General features: G+C 60.6%; 14 protein-coding genes. 6 read left to right on the plus strand and 8 right to left on the minus strand.

The genetic code is table 11. The annotated features are described in order from the left end of the window. Nucleotides 1–46: 46 nt before the first annotated feature. Entirely contained in the window at nucleotides 47–973 is a 927-nt protein-coding gene (locus J5M56_RS05225; RefSeq protein ID WP_207870176.1) for a DMT family transporter, read from the minus strand. A 97-nt stretch (nucleotides 974–1,070) separates the two neighbouring features. After that, on the minus strand, nucleotides 1,071–1,478 hold the full coding sequence (locus J5M56_RS05230) for a hypothetical protein (protein ID WP_060479823.1): 408 nt from the start codon (nucleotides 1,476–1,478) through the stop codon (nucleotides 1,071–1,073). 261 nt (nucleotides 1,479–1,739) lie between these two features. Between J5M56_RS05230 and J5M56_RS05235 the strand changes: the two genes are divergently transcribed. Then, nucleotides 1,740–2,009: a hypothetical protein gene (locus J5M56_RS05235; protein ID WP_060479822.1), complete on the plus strand. Its 270-nt coding sequence runs from the start codon at nucleotides 1,740–1,742 to the stop codon at nucleotides 2,007–2,009. Nucleotides 2,010–2,069: 60 nt separating this feature from the next. Here the strand turns inward: J5M56_RS05235 and J5M56_RS05240 are convergent, their stop codons facing one another. Further along, nucleotides 2,070–3,431, minus strand: coding sequence for a DEAD/DEAH box helicase (locus J5M56_RS05240; protein ID WP_207870178.1), 1,362 nt, complete (start codon nucleotides 3,429–3,431; stop codon nucleotides 2,070–2,072). Nucleotides 3,432–3,537: 106 nt separating this feature from the next. On the opposite strand from J5M56_RS05240, the gene J5M56_RS05245 reads away from it, so the two are divergent. Further along, entirely contained in the window at nucleotides 3,538–4,839 is a 1,302-nt protein-coding gene (locus J5M56_RS05245) for a mechanosensitive ion channel family protein (RefSeq protein ID WP_207870180.1), read from the plus strand. A gap of 86 nt (nucleotides 4,840–4,925) precedes the next feature. On the opposite strand, the gene J5M56_RS05250 is transcribed toward J5M56_RS05245, so the two are convergent. From J5M56_RS05250 to J5M56_RS05265, 4 genes are all read right to left on the minus strand, one after another. Further along, nucleotides 4,926–5,861, minus strand: a complete 936-nt coding sequence (locus tag J5M56_RS05250) for an AEC family transporter (RefSeq protein WP_186478951.1) — start codon at nucleotides 5,859–5,861, stop codon at nucleotides 4,926–4,928. A gap of 1 nt (nucleotide 5,862) precedes the next feature. Then, nucleotides 5,863–6,738: a carboxylate/amino acid/amine transporter gene (locus tag J5M56_RS05255; protein WP_186478950.1), complete on the minus strand. Its 876-nt coding sequence runs from the start codon at nucleotides 6,736–6,738 to the stop codon at nucleotides 5,863–5,865. Between the two features lie 204 nt (nucleotides 6,739–6,942). Then, nucleotides 6,943–7,542 carry an FMN-dependent NADH-azoreductase gene (locus J5M56_RS05260; protein ID WP_060479815.1) on the minus strand — a complete coding sequence of 200 codons (600 nt, stop codon included), beginning with the start codon at nucleotides 7,540–7,542 and terminating at the stop codon, nucleotides 6,943–6,945. Between the two features lie 111 nt (nucleotides 7,543–7,653). Then, nucleotides 7,654–7,968: a hypothetical protein gene (locus J5M56_RS05265; RefSeq protein WP_060479814.1), complete on the minus strand. Its 315-nt coding sequence runs from the start codon at nucleotides 7,966–7,968 to the stop codon at nucleotides 7,654–7,656. 47 nt (nucleotides 7,969–8,015) lie between these two features. On the opposite strand from J5M56_RS05265, the gene J5M56_RS05270 reads away from it, so the two are divergent. The 4 genes from J5M56_RS05270 (at nucleotide 8,016) to J5M56_RS05285 (ending at nucleotide 12,210) form a co-directional block, all read left to right on the plus strand. After that, complete coding sequence (locus J5M56_RS05270; protein WP_060479813.1) at nucleotides 8,016–8,939, plus strand: LysR family transcriptional regulator; 924 nt, start codon at nucleotides 8,016–8,018, stop codon at nucleotides 8,937–8,939. Between the two features lie 13 nt (nucleotides 8,940–8,952). Continuing rightward, complete coding sequence (locus J5M56_RS05275; protein ID WP_207870183.1) at nucleotides 8,953–9,765, plus strand: alpha/beta hydrolase; 813 nt, start codon at nucleotides 8,953–8,955, stop codon at nucleotides 9,763–9,765. After that, nucleotides 9,759–10,316, plus strand: coding sequence for a peptidylprolyl isomerase (locus J5M56_RS05280; protein WP_186478948.1), 558 nt, complete (start codon nucleotides 9,759–9,761; stop codon nucleotides 10,314–10,316). Before J5M56_RS05275 ends, J5M56_RS05280 begins: the two co-directional genes overlap by 7 nt. Before the next feature lie 61 nt (nucleotides 10,317–10,377). After that, on the plus strand, nucleotides 10,378–12,210 hold the full coding sequence (locus tag J5M56_RS05285; RefSeq protein WP_207870185.1) for an ABC transporter ATP-binding protein: 1,833 nt from the start codon (nucleotides 10,378–10,380) through the stop codon (nucleotides 12,208–12,210). 99 nt (nucleotides 12,211–12,309) lie between these two features. Here the strand turns inward: J5M56_RS05285 and J5M56_RS05290 are convergent, their stop codons facing one another. Then, on the minus strand, nucleotides 12,310–13,437 hold the full coding sequence (locus J5M56_RS05290; RefSeq protein ID WP_207870187.1) for a GNAT family N-acetyltransferase: 1,128 nt from the start codon (nucleotides 13,435–13,437) through the stop codon (nucleotides 12,310–12,312). Nucleotides 13,438–13,608: the final 171 nt, after the last annotated feature.

A 13,608-nucleotide genomic window follows, 5' to 3' on the forward strand; every position in this document is an offset into this window, starting at 1 on the left:
TGCTGTGCTCAATGCACCCGCGAGCTACTTGAGCGCGACTTGAACCTCAACCTAAAAGCTTGCGCAGTTGCTGCTTCACCCAAGGCTCCGCACTCACCAGCACTACGCCCAGCAATACCATCACCGCCCCCAACACAAAATTCACACTCAAAGGCTCACCCAGCAGCACTACCCCGAATGTCACTCCGAACAGTGGGGTAATGAACGAAAATACCGCCAGGTTGGAGGCCAAGTATTTGCGCAATAGCCAGAACCAGGTCAGGTAGCTGACGAACGAAACCACAATACCTTGGAACAATACGCTACCCACTGCCAGCGGGGTCAGTGTCACATCCTCAATCTGCCCACTGACCAAAGCGATCAGCAATAACCCGGCAAAACCCACCGCCAATTGGTAGAACAACGTCAGGGTTGCCGGGGCCTCTGAAAGCCGTGAGCCCCGTACCACCACGGTAGTGGCGCCCCAGGCCAGCCCGGCAAGGACTCCCAAAGCATCGCCAAGCAGCGTGCGCCCATCCATCTGGGTGAATGACATGCCGCCGGCAAAGGCCATCGCGATGCCGGCAAACGCCAGCAGGATGCCCAGCCACTGCAACAGGCGCAATCGTTCGCTCGGCAACATGAAGTGCAAGCCCAACGCCGTGAAGACGGGTGCGGTATACAGGAAGACCGACATATGTGCTGCCGATGTCAGCTTCAGACCCTCGGCGATGAACAGAAACTCCAAGCCGAACAAGCCACCGGCCAACAGGCCACCGCGCCAAGTACGGCCTACCTGCTCCCAGCCGCCGCGCCAGCACATCATCAGGCCAACCAGAACCCCCGCAATGCCGTTGCGCAGGGCAGCCTGCATCACCGGGGCGATATCGACGGCCGCCGTTTTGATCAGCACTTGTTGGCAACCCCAAATCAGGCATAGGCCCAGCATTACCTGGAAGGCAAAGGCGTCAGGGTTCTTACGGGCCGCGCTCATGGGCGGGCCTTCAGGTCAGATGCTGGCATGGGCGGCGGCTCGGCAATGTCGGTAAGAACTGGCGATTATCCTGGTACCGCCGCCCTTCTGGCCAGCCCTAGATGGCGCCCCCGGCTATTTGTGCCTTCGACGCCACATGGTCGAAGGTTGCGACTTCGAGCGCATCGGCCTGATCGTCCAACACCTGCCGTGGGTGCTCGAAGCCAGGGATACTGCTGTCGATCAGGCTCAAGAGTCGCGAGCCCCGTGCGGTCAGCACGAAATTCTCGCCATTGCCGCCCTCCTCCTGCGGCCGGCTTTCGATATAGCCACGCTCGAACAACAACTTCTCATATTGGCAAGCGCGCGTTTTGAGGTGATCCAGATCACTCACCGCCTGCCCCTTGGCAGCCAGCGCTGCGGCATGCTGCTCGGCATAAGGGCGCGGGGTGAAGCTTTGACCGGCGCCGTTCTGCACTTCGTGCAACAACCGCTCGATCAGGTCCCAGTCATAGGTGCTGCTCATGGAAATGGCCTCCTGCTGTGGACGAAAGGGTGCACAGCTTGGGACCTGTAGCCAGGCATGAGTGTTCAGAAAAGCTTGGGGTTACGCAGGTGCCGGATATGGCAGTGCTCTTGAGCACTGTGCGCCTACTCGGCACTGGCGATGGTGAAAGGGACGACTGCCTGTCGAAAAGCACCTCCCAAGAAACCGTCGGTCGTTGCTACTGAACCTAATTTCACCCAGGCGCCTCCACCGGGCATCACACTCGTCGGAGGTATAGGCATGAAACCGCTGCTGAACATCGCCTGTGCAAGCGCTTTGTGCTGCGCACTGCCCGCCTGGGCCTGCACGCCCGAGCAGGCGACACAAAAACGCGAAGAGCTCGCTGGGTTGGTCAGCCACTTGACCGAACAGAACCCGCAGAAAGCCAAGCAGATCAATGACGAACTCCAGGGGATGGAGCTTGGGACGGCGAGCAAAGACTTGCCCGACAAATGCCAATTGATCGACAAGCGCATCGAAGAGCTAAAAAAAGCAGAGAAAAAAGCGTAACTGTCTCTTTTGGCATCCTCGCAGTGCCGCGCTACGAGGATGCCGGACAATGCTGAACCCTTAGTCAGCCGCAGGCTTGCGCTTTTTCAGCGGCGCGAGGCCGTCAGCGCTTGCCAAGGGTGCGTTAGCACGAGGCTTGGCAGTCGGCTTGCGCTTGGCAGCGGCTTTTTTCTCGCCAGACTTCTTCTCGACCTTTTTCTTCTTGGTGCCGGCTGCCTTACCCGAAGCCTTGACCTTCTTAGGCCCGTTATAGGTGCCCTTCACTTCCTTGATGACCCGGCGCTCGAACTGCTGCTTGAGGTAGCGCTCGATGCTGGACATCAAGTTCCAATCATTGTGGGTGATCAGCGAGATGGCCAGGCCTTCGCCACCGGCACGGCCGGTACGGCCCACACGGTGCACGTACTCGTCGCCGCTGCGCGGCATGTCGAAGTTGATCACCAGGTCCAGGCCGTCGATATCCAGGCCACGGGCCGCCACGTCGGTGGCCACCAGCACCTTGGAGCTACCCTGCTTGAAGCGTTCGATGGCCAGCTTGCGATCCTTCTGATCCTTCTCGCCATGCAGCACGAAAGCTTTGACGTCCTTGGCCACCAAGTGGCCATAGATGCGGTCGGCCAAAGCCCGGGTGTTGGTGAAGATGATCGCCTTGTCGAAGGTTTCGTTGGCCAGCAGCCACTGCACGATCTGCTCTTTGTGCTGGTCATGGTCGGCGGTGATGATCTGCTGACGAGTACCTTCAGCCAGTTGCGAGACACTGTTGAGCATCAGGTGCTCAGGGTCTTTGAGCACCTTGCCGATGATGTCGCGCAACGCAGCACCACCGGTGGTCGCGGAGAACAGCAGGGTCTGCTCGCGGTTCTCGCACTCTTTGCACAGGCGCTCCATGTCTTCGGCGAAGCCCATGTCGAGCATACGGTCGGCTTCGTCGAGGATCATTACCTGCACATGGGACAGGTCAAGGTTACCGGCATTGAGGTGCTCGAGCAGCCGGCCCGGGGTGCCGATCAGCACGTCGGGCACCTTGCGCAGCATGGCAGCCTGTTCCTTGAAGTCTTCACCGCCGGTAACCAAGCCCGACTTGATGTAGGTGAACTGGGAGAACAGCTGAACCTGCTTGAGGGTCTGCTGGGCCAGCTCGCGGGTCGGCAGCAGAATCAGCGAGCGGATCTCGACGCGCCCGCCTTTGAGGTCCACCAGGCGGTTGAGCAGCGGCAGTACGAATGCTGCGGTCTTGCCGCTGCCAGTCTGCGCAGTGACGCGCAGGTCGCGCCCTTGCAGGGCCAGAGGAATGGCCGCCGCCTGCACCGGGGTCGGCTCGACAAATTTAAGCTCGGCCACGGCTTTAAGCAGGCGTTCGTGCAGGGCGAATTGGGAGAACACGGAGGTAACCTCAGGCAAGTGCGGGAAATTCAGTTGCATAGGGTAACGTTTTCTGCCGCCTTAGCCGAATTTCTTTTGGCAACTTTGTCGGCTTCCGCGCTCTAATGGCCCCTCGTTTCACTGCAATAGACAGGTTTAGAAGTTTATGGACATCCAACGCATCTGGCGTGACAGCCTCGATCTGTGGGGCACGCTCGATCAACATCCTTTGCTGCACGCCGCCATTGGCCTGGCCGTGCTGCTGGTGATTTCTCTGGTACTTGGCCGCCTGGCACGCTTTCTGGTACTGCACGGCGCACGCCTGCTGGCTCGCCAGGTAGCGCTGCGATGGCTCGACGATCTGCGCCATAACAAGGTATTTCACCGCCTGGCCCAGATCACGCCTTCGCTGGTGATCCAGTTCGGCCTCAAGCTGGTACCGGAGCTTTCCGATACCGCCCAGCATTTTCTCGGCAACCTGGCACTGGCATTCACCCTGCTGTTCATGACCATGGCTTTGTCGTGCTTGCTCGATGCCCTGCTGGACATCTACGCCCGCACCGAACATGCCCGCACCCGCTCGATCAAGGGTTATGTGCAACTGGCCAAGATGATGCTGTGGATCTTCGCCTCCATCGTCATCGTCGCCACCCTGATCGACCGCTCGCCGTTGTTGCTGCTGTCTGGCCTGGGTGCAATGTCGGCCGTGCTGCTGTTGGTCTACAAGGACACGCTGCTCTCGTTCGTCGCCAGTGTGCAGCTGACCAGCAACGACATGCTGCACGTGGGCGACTGGATCGAAATGCCCCAGGTCGGCGCCGATGGCGATGTGGTGGATATCACTTTGCATACGGTGAAGGTGCAGAACTTCGACAAGACCATCGTCTCGATCCCTACCTGGCGCCTGATGAGCGAGTCGTTTCGCAACTACCGCGGCATGCAACAGTCCGGTGGGCGACGCATCAAGCGCAGCCTGTTCATCGACGCCGCAGGGGTACGCTTTCTGACCCGCGAAGAAGAACAACGCCTGAGCCAGGTGAGCCTGCTCGGCGACTACCTGGCCGGCAAGCGCCAGGAACTGCTGGCCTGGAACGAGGCGCTGGGGCCCGTGGCGGAGCTTTCGGCCAACCGACGCAAGCTGACCAATATCGGCACCTTCCGCGCATTTGCCCTGGCGTACTTGCGTAACCACCCCGACGTACACCCGAACATGACCTGCATGGTGCGCCAGATGCAGACGACCGCCGAAGGCGTGCCGCTGGAGATCTACTGCTTCACCACCACCACGGTGTGGGCCGATTACGAGCGGATTCAGGGGGATATCTTCGATTACCTGCTGGCGGTGCTGCCGGAGTTTGGGTTGAGTCTGTATCAGCAGCCCAGTGGTAATGACATGCGCACAGGCTTGGCTGGGCGAGTTGGGCAAGAGCCGATTTCCCAGCGCTTGGAAGACCTGAGCGAGGTTTGAGGTCATCGGGGCTGTTTGGCAGTCAGTCGAAGCTTACCCGCACCTATGGATGACCGCAGGAGCGGGTTCGACCCGCCCAGAGCCCCTCAGCCCGCATACCCCAACAGGTACAACAAGCCGGTCAAGCTCGCCAACGACACCACGGTCGACCACAGAATAGTGCGCGAAATCAGCCCTGCCTCGCGGTTGTAGTACTCGGCCAGCATGAACGGGCCTGTGCCCGTCGGTAGCGCGGCGAGCAATACCGCCGAAGCCGCCCACATGGTGGGCAGGCTGAACACTTTGAACGCCAGCACCCAGGTCAGCGCCGGCTGGCCGATCAGTTTCAGGCCCACCAGTGGCCACGGGCTGGCTGTGGTCTCAGGGCGTTTCTCTGCCAGAAACGCCCCCAACGAGATCAACGCGCAAGGCGTGGTGGCCAATGCCAGCATGTCGAGAAAATGCAGTACCGGCTCGGCCAAGCCCAGCCCGCTCATGGCCCAAACCGCACCCCCCAGCGGTGCGATCACTAACGGGTTCTTCGCCAGCGCCTTGCTCACCAGCAGCATCGCACGGCCAATCCGCCGTTCTTGTTGCAGACCGATCTCGATCAACATCAGGGAAAGCGCGAACACCAGACAGACCACAATCAGCGAGGAAATCAGCGCGGGCTGCAGCCCTGGCTGGCCGAACAGCAACAGGCATAAAGGAATACCGATGTAGCCGGTGTTGGCGTATCCGGCGCTGAGCCCGTCGATACTCGCGGCCACGAGCCCATGGCCGCGGTAAAGCCGCCAGGCCAGGGTCACGATGAACATGGCCACGGCACCGCCGCCGAATGCGACGATGAACCCCGGTTGCCAGATCTCGCTCCAGATCGCCGTGGCTGTAACCTTGAACAGCAACGCAGGCAGGCACAGCCACACCACCATCTTGTTGATCTCGGCCGCAGCCTTCTCGCCCAGTTTGTTGCCCTTGCGGCAAATGAAGCCGACCAGGATCAGGGCAAAGATCGGTGCGACGATGACCAAAATGGTATGCATATCAGGCCTTTTCGGTCACCGGCGCCTGCGCGCGATTACCCAGGCGGCTGAGCCATACCGAGGCAAGAATGATCGCGCCCCCCAGGAACAAGCGCCCTAGCGGCTCGTCACGGTTCCAGATCAGCAGGTTCAAGAGCAGCCCCACTGGCACATGCAGGTTGTTCATCACCGCCAGCGTAGCGCCGGAAACCAGGCACGCGCCCTTGTTCCACCAGTAAAGGCCCAAGGCCGTCGGGCACAGGCCGAGGAACAGCAGTACCAGCCATTGCACATCGGTGCTCGGCAGGTGCTGGGCATTACCGAACAGCACGAACGCCGGCAAAGCCACCAGCAGCGCGCCTAGGTAGAAGTAGCCGAAACGCTTGTAATGCGGCAGGTCGCTAGGGTTGCGAGCGACCAAGTGACGGTACAGCACCTGGCCTGCGGCATAGGTGAAGTTGGCCAGTTGCAGCAACAAGAAGCCAATGAAGAAATCACCGCTGATGCTGTCGAAGCGGATTATCCCGGCCCCTGCCACGGCCACCATGGCCGCCAGCAGCGCCCACGGATTGAAGCGCCGGTTAAGTGCGTCTTCGATCAGCGTCACGTGCAAGGGTGTGAGAATGGTGAACAGCAGTACCTCAGGCACGCTCAGCACCCGGAAGCTCAAGTACAGGCACACATAAGTGATGCCGTATTGCAGCGCGCCGATAAGCAGCATTGAACGCAGGAAACGCGGTTCGACTTTGCGCCAGCGGGTCAAAGGCAGGAACACCAAGCCTGCCAGTACCACGCGCGCGAGCACGGCGAAATAGCTATCGACGTGCCCGGCCAGGTACTCGCCGATCAGGCTGAAGGAAAACGCCTGGATCAGCGCGACGATTATCAGGTAGCCCATGATTTTCTCTCGTGAATCAAGGCGGCGACCTTAGCGGGTTGCGGCAAGTGAGTTCAACCATGGGGATTGTGGGGGCGCGTTCACCCGCGAAACCGCCGGTACAGGTAACCGCAAAGTCCCGGACAAAAAAAGCCCGGCCATCAGGCCGGGCAGGTACACCCAAAGGAGCAAAAACAGGTGTCAGGGTTGGGAATTCGGTGAACCTCAGGCCACAGCGGCCAGCTTGGCCTTGGCCTGATTCAGACCTTTTTCGTGGAACTCGCCGCTCATGTTCAGCCCCTCGGCGTGTACGAAATCGACATCATGGATACCAATGAACCCCATGACCTGGCGCAGGTAAGGTTCCTGATGGTCACTGGCGGCGCCGGCGTGGATGCCGCCGCGGGCGGTCAGTACGATGGCGCGCTTGCCGGTGAGCAAGCCTTGCGGGCCGGTGGGGGTGTACTTGAACGTGATGCCTGCGCGCAGCACATGGTCTAGCCAGGCTTTCAGGGTGCTGGGGATGGTGAAGTTGTACATCGGTGCAGCCAACACCAGTACGTCGGCCGCCAGCACTTCATCGGTCAGCTCGTTGGAGCGGGCCAGGGCCTGAAGTTCGCCAGCGCTGCGCTGGTCTTCAGGTTTCATCCAGCCACCGAGCAGATCGGCATCCAGGTGAGGCACCGGGTTCACGGCAAGGTCACGTACGCTGATCGTGTCGGCCGGATGCGCCGCTTGCCACTGCTGGATGAAATCACGGGTCAGCTGGCGGGAAACGGAATCTTGCTGGCGGGCGCTGCTTTCGATGATCAGTACGCGGGACATGGGGTTGCCTCCATCGGCAGAAAGGGGTGCGATTCGATGGAGGTGAGATTAAGGGTTGACCTATCGATAAAAAAGCGTAAAAAGTGGGTTTAATCTATCGATTAATCAGTTTTATTGCGCTTTGCAGTCCAGCGCGATGCGCAGCTTGATGATCTGCCGATTGAAATTGGCCGTCACATCGACGCTTTTACCCGCCGCCACGTTGACCCTGCGCACCCTGGGCGCTTCTGGCCCATTGCGGAAGGTGACCTTGCAGGCGGCCGGCACTTGCCCATAGTTGTTCAGCGTGATTGAGCCAATATCGTAGGCGGTGTCGTAAGTGGTGTAATCCAGCTTGACACCGTCCACGGACTTTTCCACGTCAATGGGGTAAGCCACGGCAGTTAAGGGCAGGCACATCAGTATTGCCACACAACATTTGTTCATGGGCGCTCTCCTTGTTTGAGCGCAGCTTAGGCCAACAGGAGCGAAACATGAAAGCGCCACGCGTGACCCTGGATCAATGGCGAACCCTGCAGGCAGTGGTCGACCATGGCGGGTTTGCCCAGGCCGCCGAAGCCTTGCACCGCTCGCAGTCTTCGGTCAGCTACACCGTGGCGCGCATGCAGGAGCAACTGGGCGTGCCGCTGCTACGCATCGATGGCCGCAAAGCGGTCTTGACCGAAGCCGGCAACGTGCTCCTGCGCCGGTCACGGCACCTGGTCAAGCAAGCCAGCCAGCTGGAAGACCTTGCGCATCATATGGAACAAGGCTGGGAAGCCGAAGTACGCCTGGTGGTCGATGCGGCCTACCCCAGTGCTCGCCTGGTGCGCGCCTTGGCCGCGTTCATGCCGCAAAGCCGCGGTTGCCGGGTGCGCCTGCGTGAAGAAGTACTGTCGGGTGTGGAGGAAGTGATGCATGAAGGCATCGCCGACCTTGCCATCAGCAGCTACAGCATCGGCGGCTACCTGGGCACCGAACTGAGCTCGGTGGAGTTCGTCGCCGTCGCGCACCCCGAACACAGCCTGCACCGCCTAGGCAGGGAAATCACCTTTCAGGACCTGGAAAGCCAGTTGCAGGTGGTGATCCGCGACTCCGGCCGCGCCCAACCGCGCGACGTCGGCTGGCTCGGCGCCGAGCAGCGTTGGACGGTCGGCAGCCTGGGCACCGCCACCACGTTCGTCAGCAGCGGCCTGGGTTTTGCCTGGCTGCCACGGCACATGATCGAACGCGAACTGCGCGATGGCGTGCTCAAGCCTCTGCCGCTGGATCAGGGTGGCAGCCGTCACCCACTGTTCTACCTTTATTCGAGCAAAGAAAAGACCCTGGGCCCGGCTACGCAGATTCTTATCGACCTGCTGCGCAATTTCGATACCGCGCCACTGGACGTGCCCTTCGCAGCGCCCCCACAAGCTTGAGAGGACCGCGCCCATGGCCTATTTCGAACATCAAGGCTGCTCGCTGCATTATCAGGAATATGGCCAGGGCGAACCTCTGGTGCTGCTGCACGGCCTGGGCTCCAGCAGCCAGGACTGGGAGCTGCAGATACCGGCATTGAGCCCGCACTACCGGGTGATAGTGATGGACATCCGCGGCCACGGGCGGTCTGACAAGCCCCGTGACGGTTACCAAATAGCCACTTTCAGCGCAGATCTGCTGGCGCTGCTCGAACACCTGGGCACCGGCCCAGTCCATTTTGTGGGTTTATCGATGGGCGGGATGGTCGGGTTCCAGTTCGCGGTCGATCACCCACAGTGGCTGCGCAGCCTGTGTATCGTCAACAGCGCCCCCGAAGTCAAACGCCGCACCCGTAGCGACTGGCTATGGTGGCTCAAGCGCTGGAGCCTGGCGCGCATCCTCAGTGTCGAAACCGTCGGCCAAGGCCTGGCCGCCCGGCTATTTCCAAAACCGGGCCAGGCGGACCTTCGGCACAAGATGGCGCAACGCTGGGCGCGCAACGACAAATACGCCTACCTCAAGAGTTTCGACGCCATCGTCGATTGGGGGGTGCAGGAACGTATCGGTGAAATCCGCTGTCCGACACTGGTGATTGCGGCCGACCACGATTACACCCCGATACAACTGAAGGAGCGTTACGTCGCTTTGATGCCTCACGCCAGGCTGGTGGTCATCGACGATTCCCGGCACGCTACGCCCCTTGACCAACCCGAGGTCTTCAACCAGACCCTGCTGCAATTTCTCGCAGCCGCTTCCACCTCTCAAGGATCATTGAGCCCATGCTGAAAAAACTTCTGCTCACCGCCTGCTCCGTCGCTTTCGCCACCGGCGTGATGGCCTCCGACAAGACACCGCACGTACTGCTGGACACCAGCTTCGGCCAGGTCGAAATCGAGCTGAACGCCGAAAAGGCGCCAGTCAGCACCAAGAACTTCCTCAGCTATGTCGATAGCGGCTTTTACAACAACACCATCTTCCACCGCGTGATCCCAGGCTTCATGGTCCAGGGCGGCGGTTTCACCGAGCAATTGGTGCAGAAGAACACCCAAGATCCCATCAAGAACGAGGCTAGCAACGGCCTGCAGAACACGCGCGGCACCTTGGCCATGGCCCGCACCTCCAACCCGAATTCGGCCACCAGCCAGTTCTTCATCAACGTGGCCGACAATGATTTCCTCAACCCAGGCCGCGACGCCGGTTACGCGGTGTTCGGCAAAGTGACCAAAGGCATGGAAGTGGTCGACCAGATCGTCAATTCGCCAACCACCGTCAAGAAAGGCATGCGTGATGTGCCGAACGACCCGGTGTTCATCAAGTCCGCCAAACGCATCGACTGACTGCCGGTTTCACAGGGACGTGAAACCTTCCGGGTCGGGTAGCACAGGAGTCTAGTCACCCATGCTGTACCGCCGCTTCGAGCAACTGATCGATATTTTCCGCGACGCGCCCAGCGAGTCGCCACCCGGCCAGGTCTGGCCGTTCTACATGTACTACCTGCGCCAAGTGTGGCCGAGCTTTCTCGCGCTGCTGGTGGTAGGCCTTTTCGCCTCGCTGATCGAGGTGGCGATGTTCAGCTACCTGAGCCGCATCATCGACCTGGCCCAGGGCACACCCAATGCAAACTTCTTCAGCGAGCACAGCGGCGAGCTGATCTGGATGCTGGTGGTGATCCTTGTGTTGCGACCGGTGTTTTTCGGGCTGCATGACCTTCTGGTACACCAGACCATCAACCCCGGCATGACCAGCCTGATTCGCTGGCAAAACCATACCTATGTGCTCAAACAGAGCCTTAACTTCTTCCAGAGCGACTTCGCCGGGCGCATCGCCCAGCGCATCATGCAGACCGGTAACTCGCTGCGCGATTCTGCCGTGCAGGCGGTGGATGCACTTTGGCATGTGCTGATCTATGCGATCACCTCGCTGGTACTGTTCGCAGAGGCCGACTGGCGTTTGATGCTACCGCTGCTGGTGTGGATCTTCGGCTACATCGCCGCGCTTTATTACTTCGTGCCACGGGTCAAGGAGCGCTCGGTGATTTCCTCCGATGCCCGTTCCAAGCTGATGGGGCGCATCGTCGATGGCTATACCAACATCGCTACCCTCAAGCTGTTTGCCCACACTGATTACGAACAGCAGTACGCCCGCGAAGCGATCCGAGAACAGACCGAAAAAACTCAACTGGCGTCGCGCGTGGTGACCAGCATGGACGTGGTCATCACCAGCCTCAACGGCCTGCTGGTGGTGAGCACAACGGGCCTGGCGCTGTGGCTGTGGAGCCAGTCGCTGATCACCGTCGGTGCCATCGCCCTGGCGACGGGGCTGGTGATTCGCATCGTCAACATGTCGGGCTGGATCATGTGGGTGGTCAACGGCATCTTCGAGAACATCGGTATGGTCCAGGACGGTCTGCAGACCATCGCCCAGCCTGTCACCGTCACCGACAAGCCCAATGCACCGCCCCTGAAAGTCACGCGTGGCGCCGTGCGTTTCGACGATGTGGACTTTCATTACGGCAAGGCCGCCAATGTGATCGACGGGCTCAACCTGGACATCCGACCAGGGGAGAAAATCGGCCTGATCGGCCCGTCCGGGGCCGGCAAATCGACTTTGGTCAACCTGCTGCTTCGTCTGTATGACGTGCAGGGTGGTCGCATCCTGATCGACGGCCAGGACATTGCCCAGGTCAGCCAGGCCAGCCTGCGCGCACAGATCGGCATGATTACCCAGGACACTTCGCTGCTGCACCGCTCGATCCGCGACAACCTGCTGTATGGCCGGCCCGGCGCCAGTGAAGCTGCGCTGCAGGAGGCCGTGCGCCGGGCGCGTGCCGACGAATTCATCCCACAGCTGTCGGACGCCCAAGGCCGCACAGGGTTCGATGCCCATGTCGGCGAGCGGGGGGTGAAACTTTCAGGCGGTCAACGCCAACGCATCGCGATTGCCCGGGTACTGTTGAAAAATGCACCGCTTCTGATCATGGACGAAGCTACCTCGGCGCTGGACTCGGAGGTCGAAGCGGCCATCCAGGAAAGCCTGGAAACCCTGATGCAAGGTAAGACGGTGATCGCCATCGCTCACCGGCTTTCGACCATCGCTCGCATGGACCGCCTGGTGGTGCTGGACAAAGGGCGGATCGTCGAGATTGGCAGCCACAGCGAGCTGCTGCAACAGCGGGGGTTGTATGCCCGCTTGTGGCATCACCAGACCGGTGGCTTTGTCGGGGTCGACTGAACCGGTGCTGGCCCTTTTGCGGGGGAACTCGCGCCTGCATGTTCACCCTGTGCAGGAGCGGGTTCACCCGCGAAGGCGCCAGCCCAAGCGCCAAGGAACTCAACCCTTGCGGTAGGGCAACATCTCCCTGGCTTCTTCGGCATACCCCCTCACCCCTGCTCGCTCCTGCCGCAGAAAATCCTCTACCGCCCGCTTCAACCCCGGATGTAGCAGGTAATGCCAAGACCGCGTCAAAACCGGCTCGAAGCCACGGATCAGCTTGTGCTCACCCTGCGCCCCGGCATCGAAACGTTGCAAGCCTTCGGCAATGGCGAAGTCCATGCCCTGGTAAAGGCAGGTTTCAAAATGCAGGCGGTCGAATTCATCCAGGCAACCCCAATAACGGCCGAACAGGCTATCGCCACCGACCAGACTCAAGGCCATCGCCACATCGCGTCCGCCTTGGCGCGCCATCACCACCCTCACCGCTTCGGGCATGCGCTCGGCCAACAGGCTGAAAAACGCCCGGGTCAGGTACGGTGCGCGCCCGCGTACTGCGTACGTATTGGCATAGCAGAGGAAGACAAAATCCCATTGCGCCTCGGCCAGCTCATCGCCGCGGTACCAGCGAAAATCGATACCCTGCCCCGCCACCTGCTCACGCTCCTTGCGCATCTGCTTGCGCTTGCGAGAGCTTAAGTTGTCGAGAAAATCCTGAAAGTCGCGATAACCCTGATTACGCCAATGGAACTGACAGCCCAGGCGCTCCATCCAGCCCGGCTGGCCCGCCATCTGTGCATCGAGCTGCGGCTCAGTGAAATTGATGTGCGCACCCGACAACCCGGCCTTGTCCAGGTACTGCGGTAATGCCTGCAATACCAGTAGTGCATCGGCAGGGTCGGGCGCCAGTAAGCGCGGGCCGCTGACCGGGCTGAACGGTACCGCCCCCAGCAGCTTGGGGTAATAGGCGATGCCGGCGCGCTCGCAAGCGTCGGCCCAGCCGTGATCGAACACGTACTCGCCGTAGGAGTGCCACTTGCGATAGGCCGGTAGCAACGCCCGCACCTGCCCATCGCGCTCGAGCACCAAGTGTTCGGCTGCCCAGCCAGTGCTGGGCGCCACACTGGCGCTGTCTTCCAGGGCACTGAGAAAGCCATGACGCAAAAATGGATGGCCCGGCGGAACCAAGGCATCCCAGGTCGCCGCTGGCAGGTCACGCAGATGGGCAAGGCTGTAGAGACTGGTCACGTGTTCGACTCGCTATTGAAGGCCATCAGTATCGACGAACAAGGGCCCATCGCTCAAACGATGATCGGCCCTTTGTCCCTACGCTTTCGCTTACTTAACCGCAGTGCCATTAATAAGACATCAATCTGTAATGCCCCCCCGCAATACTTGCGCCTGTTTTCCGGAACCCTA

The organism is Pseudomonas sp. 51_B, from assembly GCF_017491595.1.
GTDB lineage: Bacteria > Pseudomonadota > Gammaproteobacteria > Pseudomonadales > Pseudomonadaceae > Aquipseudomonas > Aquipseudomonas promysalinigenes.

Excerpts from the sequence above, each read along its gene's own strand:
- J5M56_RS05240 (WP_207870178.1), bottom strand. The coding sequence starts at position 3,431 with ATGCAACTGAATTTCCCGCACTTGCCTGAGGTTACCTCCGTGTTCTCC.
- J5M56_RS05260 (WP_060479815.1), bottom strand. The coding sequence starts at position 7,542 with ATGTCCCGCGTACTGATCATCGAAAGCAGCGCCCGCCAGCAAGATTCC.
- J5M56_RS05270 (WP_060479813.1), top strand. The coding sequence starts at position 8,016 with ATGAAAGCGCCACGCGTGACCCTGGATCAATGGCGAACCCTGCAGGCA.
- J5M56_RS05250 (WP_186478951.1), bottom strand. The coding sequence starts at position 5,861 with ATGCATACCATTTTGGTCATCGTCGCACCGATCTTTGCCCTGATCCTG.
- J5M56_RS05265 (WP_060479814.1), bottom strand. The coding sequence starts at position 7,968 with ATGAACAAATGTTGTGTGGCAATACTGATGTGCCTGCCCTTAACTGCC.
- J5M56_RS05235 (WP_060479822.1), top strand. The coding sequence starts at position 1,740 with ATGAAACCGCTGCTGAACATCGCCTGTGCAAGCGCTTTGTGCTGCGCA.
- J5M56_RS05255 (WP_186478950.1), bottom strand. The coding sequence starts at position 6,738 with ATGGGCTACCTGATAATCGTCGCGCTGATCCAGGCGTTTTCCTTCAGC.
- J5M56_RS05225 (WP_207870176.1), bottom strand. The coding sequence starts at position 973 with ATGAGCGCGGCCCGTAAGAACCCTGACGCCTTTGCCTTCCAGGTAATG.
- J5M56_RS05245 (WP_207870180.1), top strand. The coding sequence starts at position 3,538 with ATGGACATCCAACGCATCTGGCGTGACAGCCTCGATCTGTGGGGCACG.
- J5M56_RS05275 (WP_207870183.1), top strand. The coding sequence starts at position 8,953 with ATGGCCTATTTCGAACATCAAGGCTGCTCGCTGCATTATCAGGAATAT.
- J5M56_RS05280 (WP_186478948.1), top strand. The coding sequence starts at position 9,759 with ATGCTGAAAAAACTTCTGCTCACCGCCTGCTCCGTCGCTTTCGCCACC.
- J5M56_RS05285 (WP_207870185.1), top strand. The coding sequence starts at position 10,378 with ATGCTGTACCGCCGCTTCGAGCAACTGATCGATATTTTCCGCGACGCG.
- J5M56_RS05230 (WP_060479823.1), bottom strand. The coding sequence starts at position 1,478 with ATGAGCAGCACCTATGACTGGGACCTGATCGAGCGGTTGTTGCACGAA.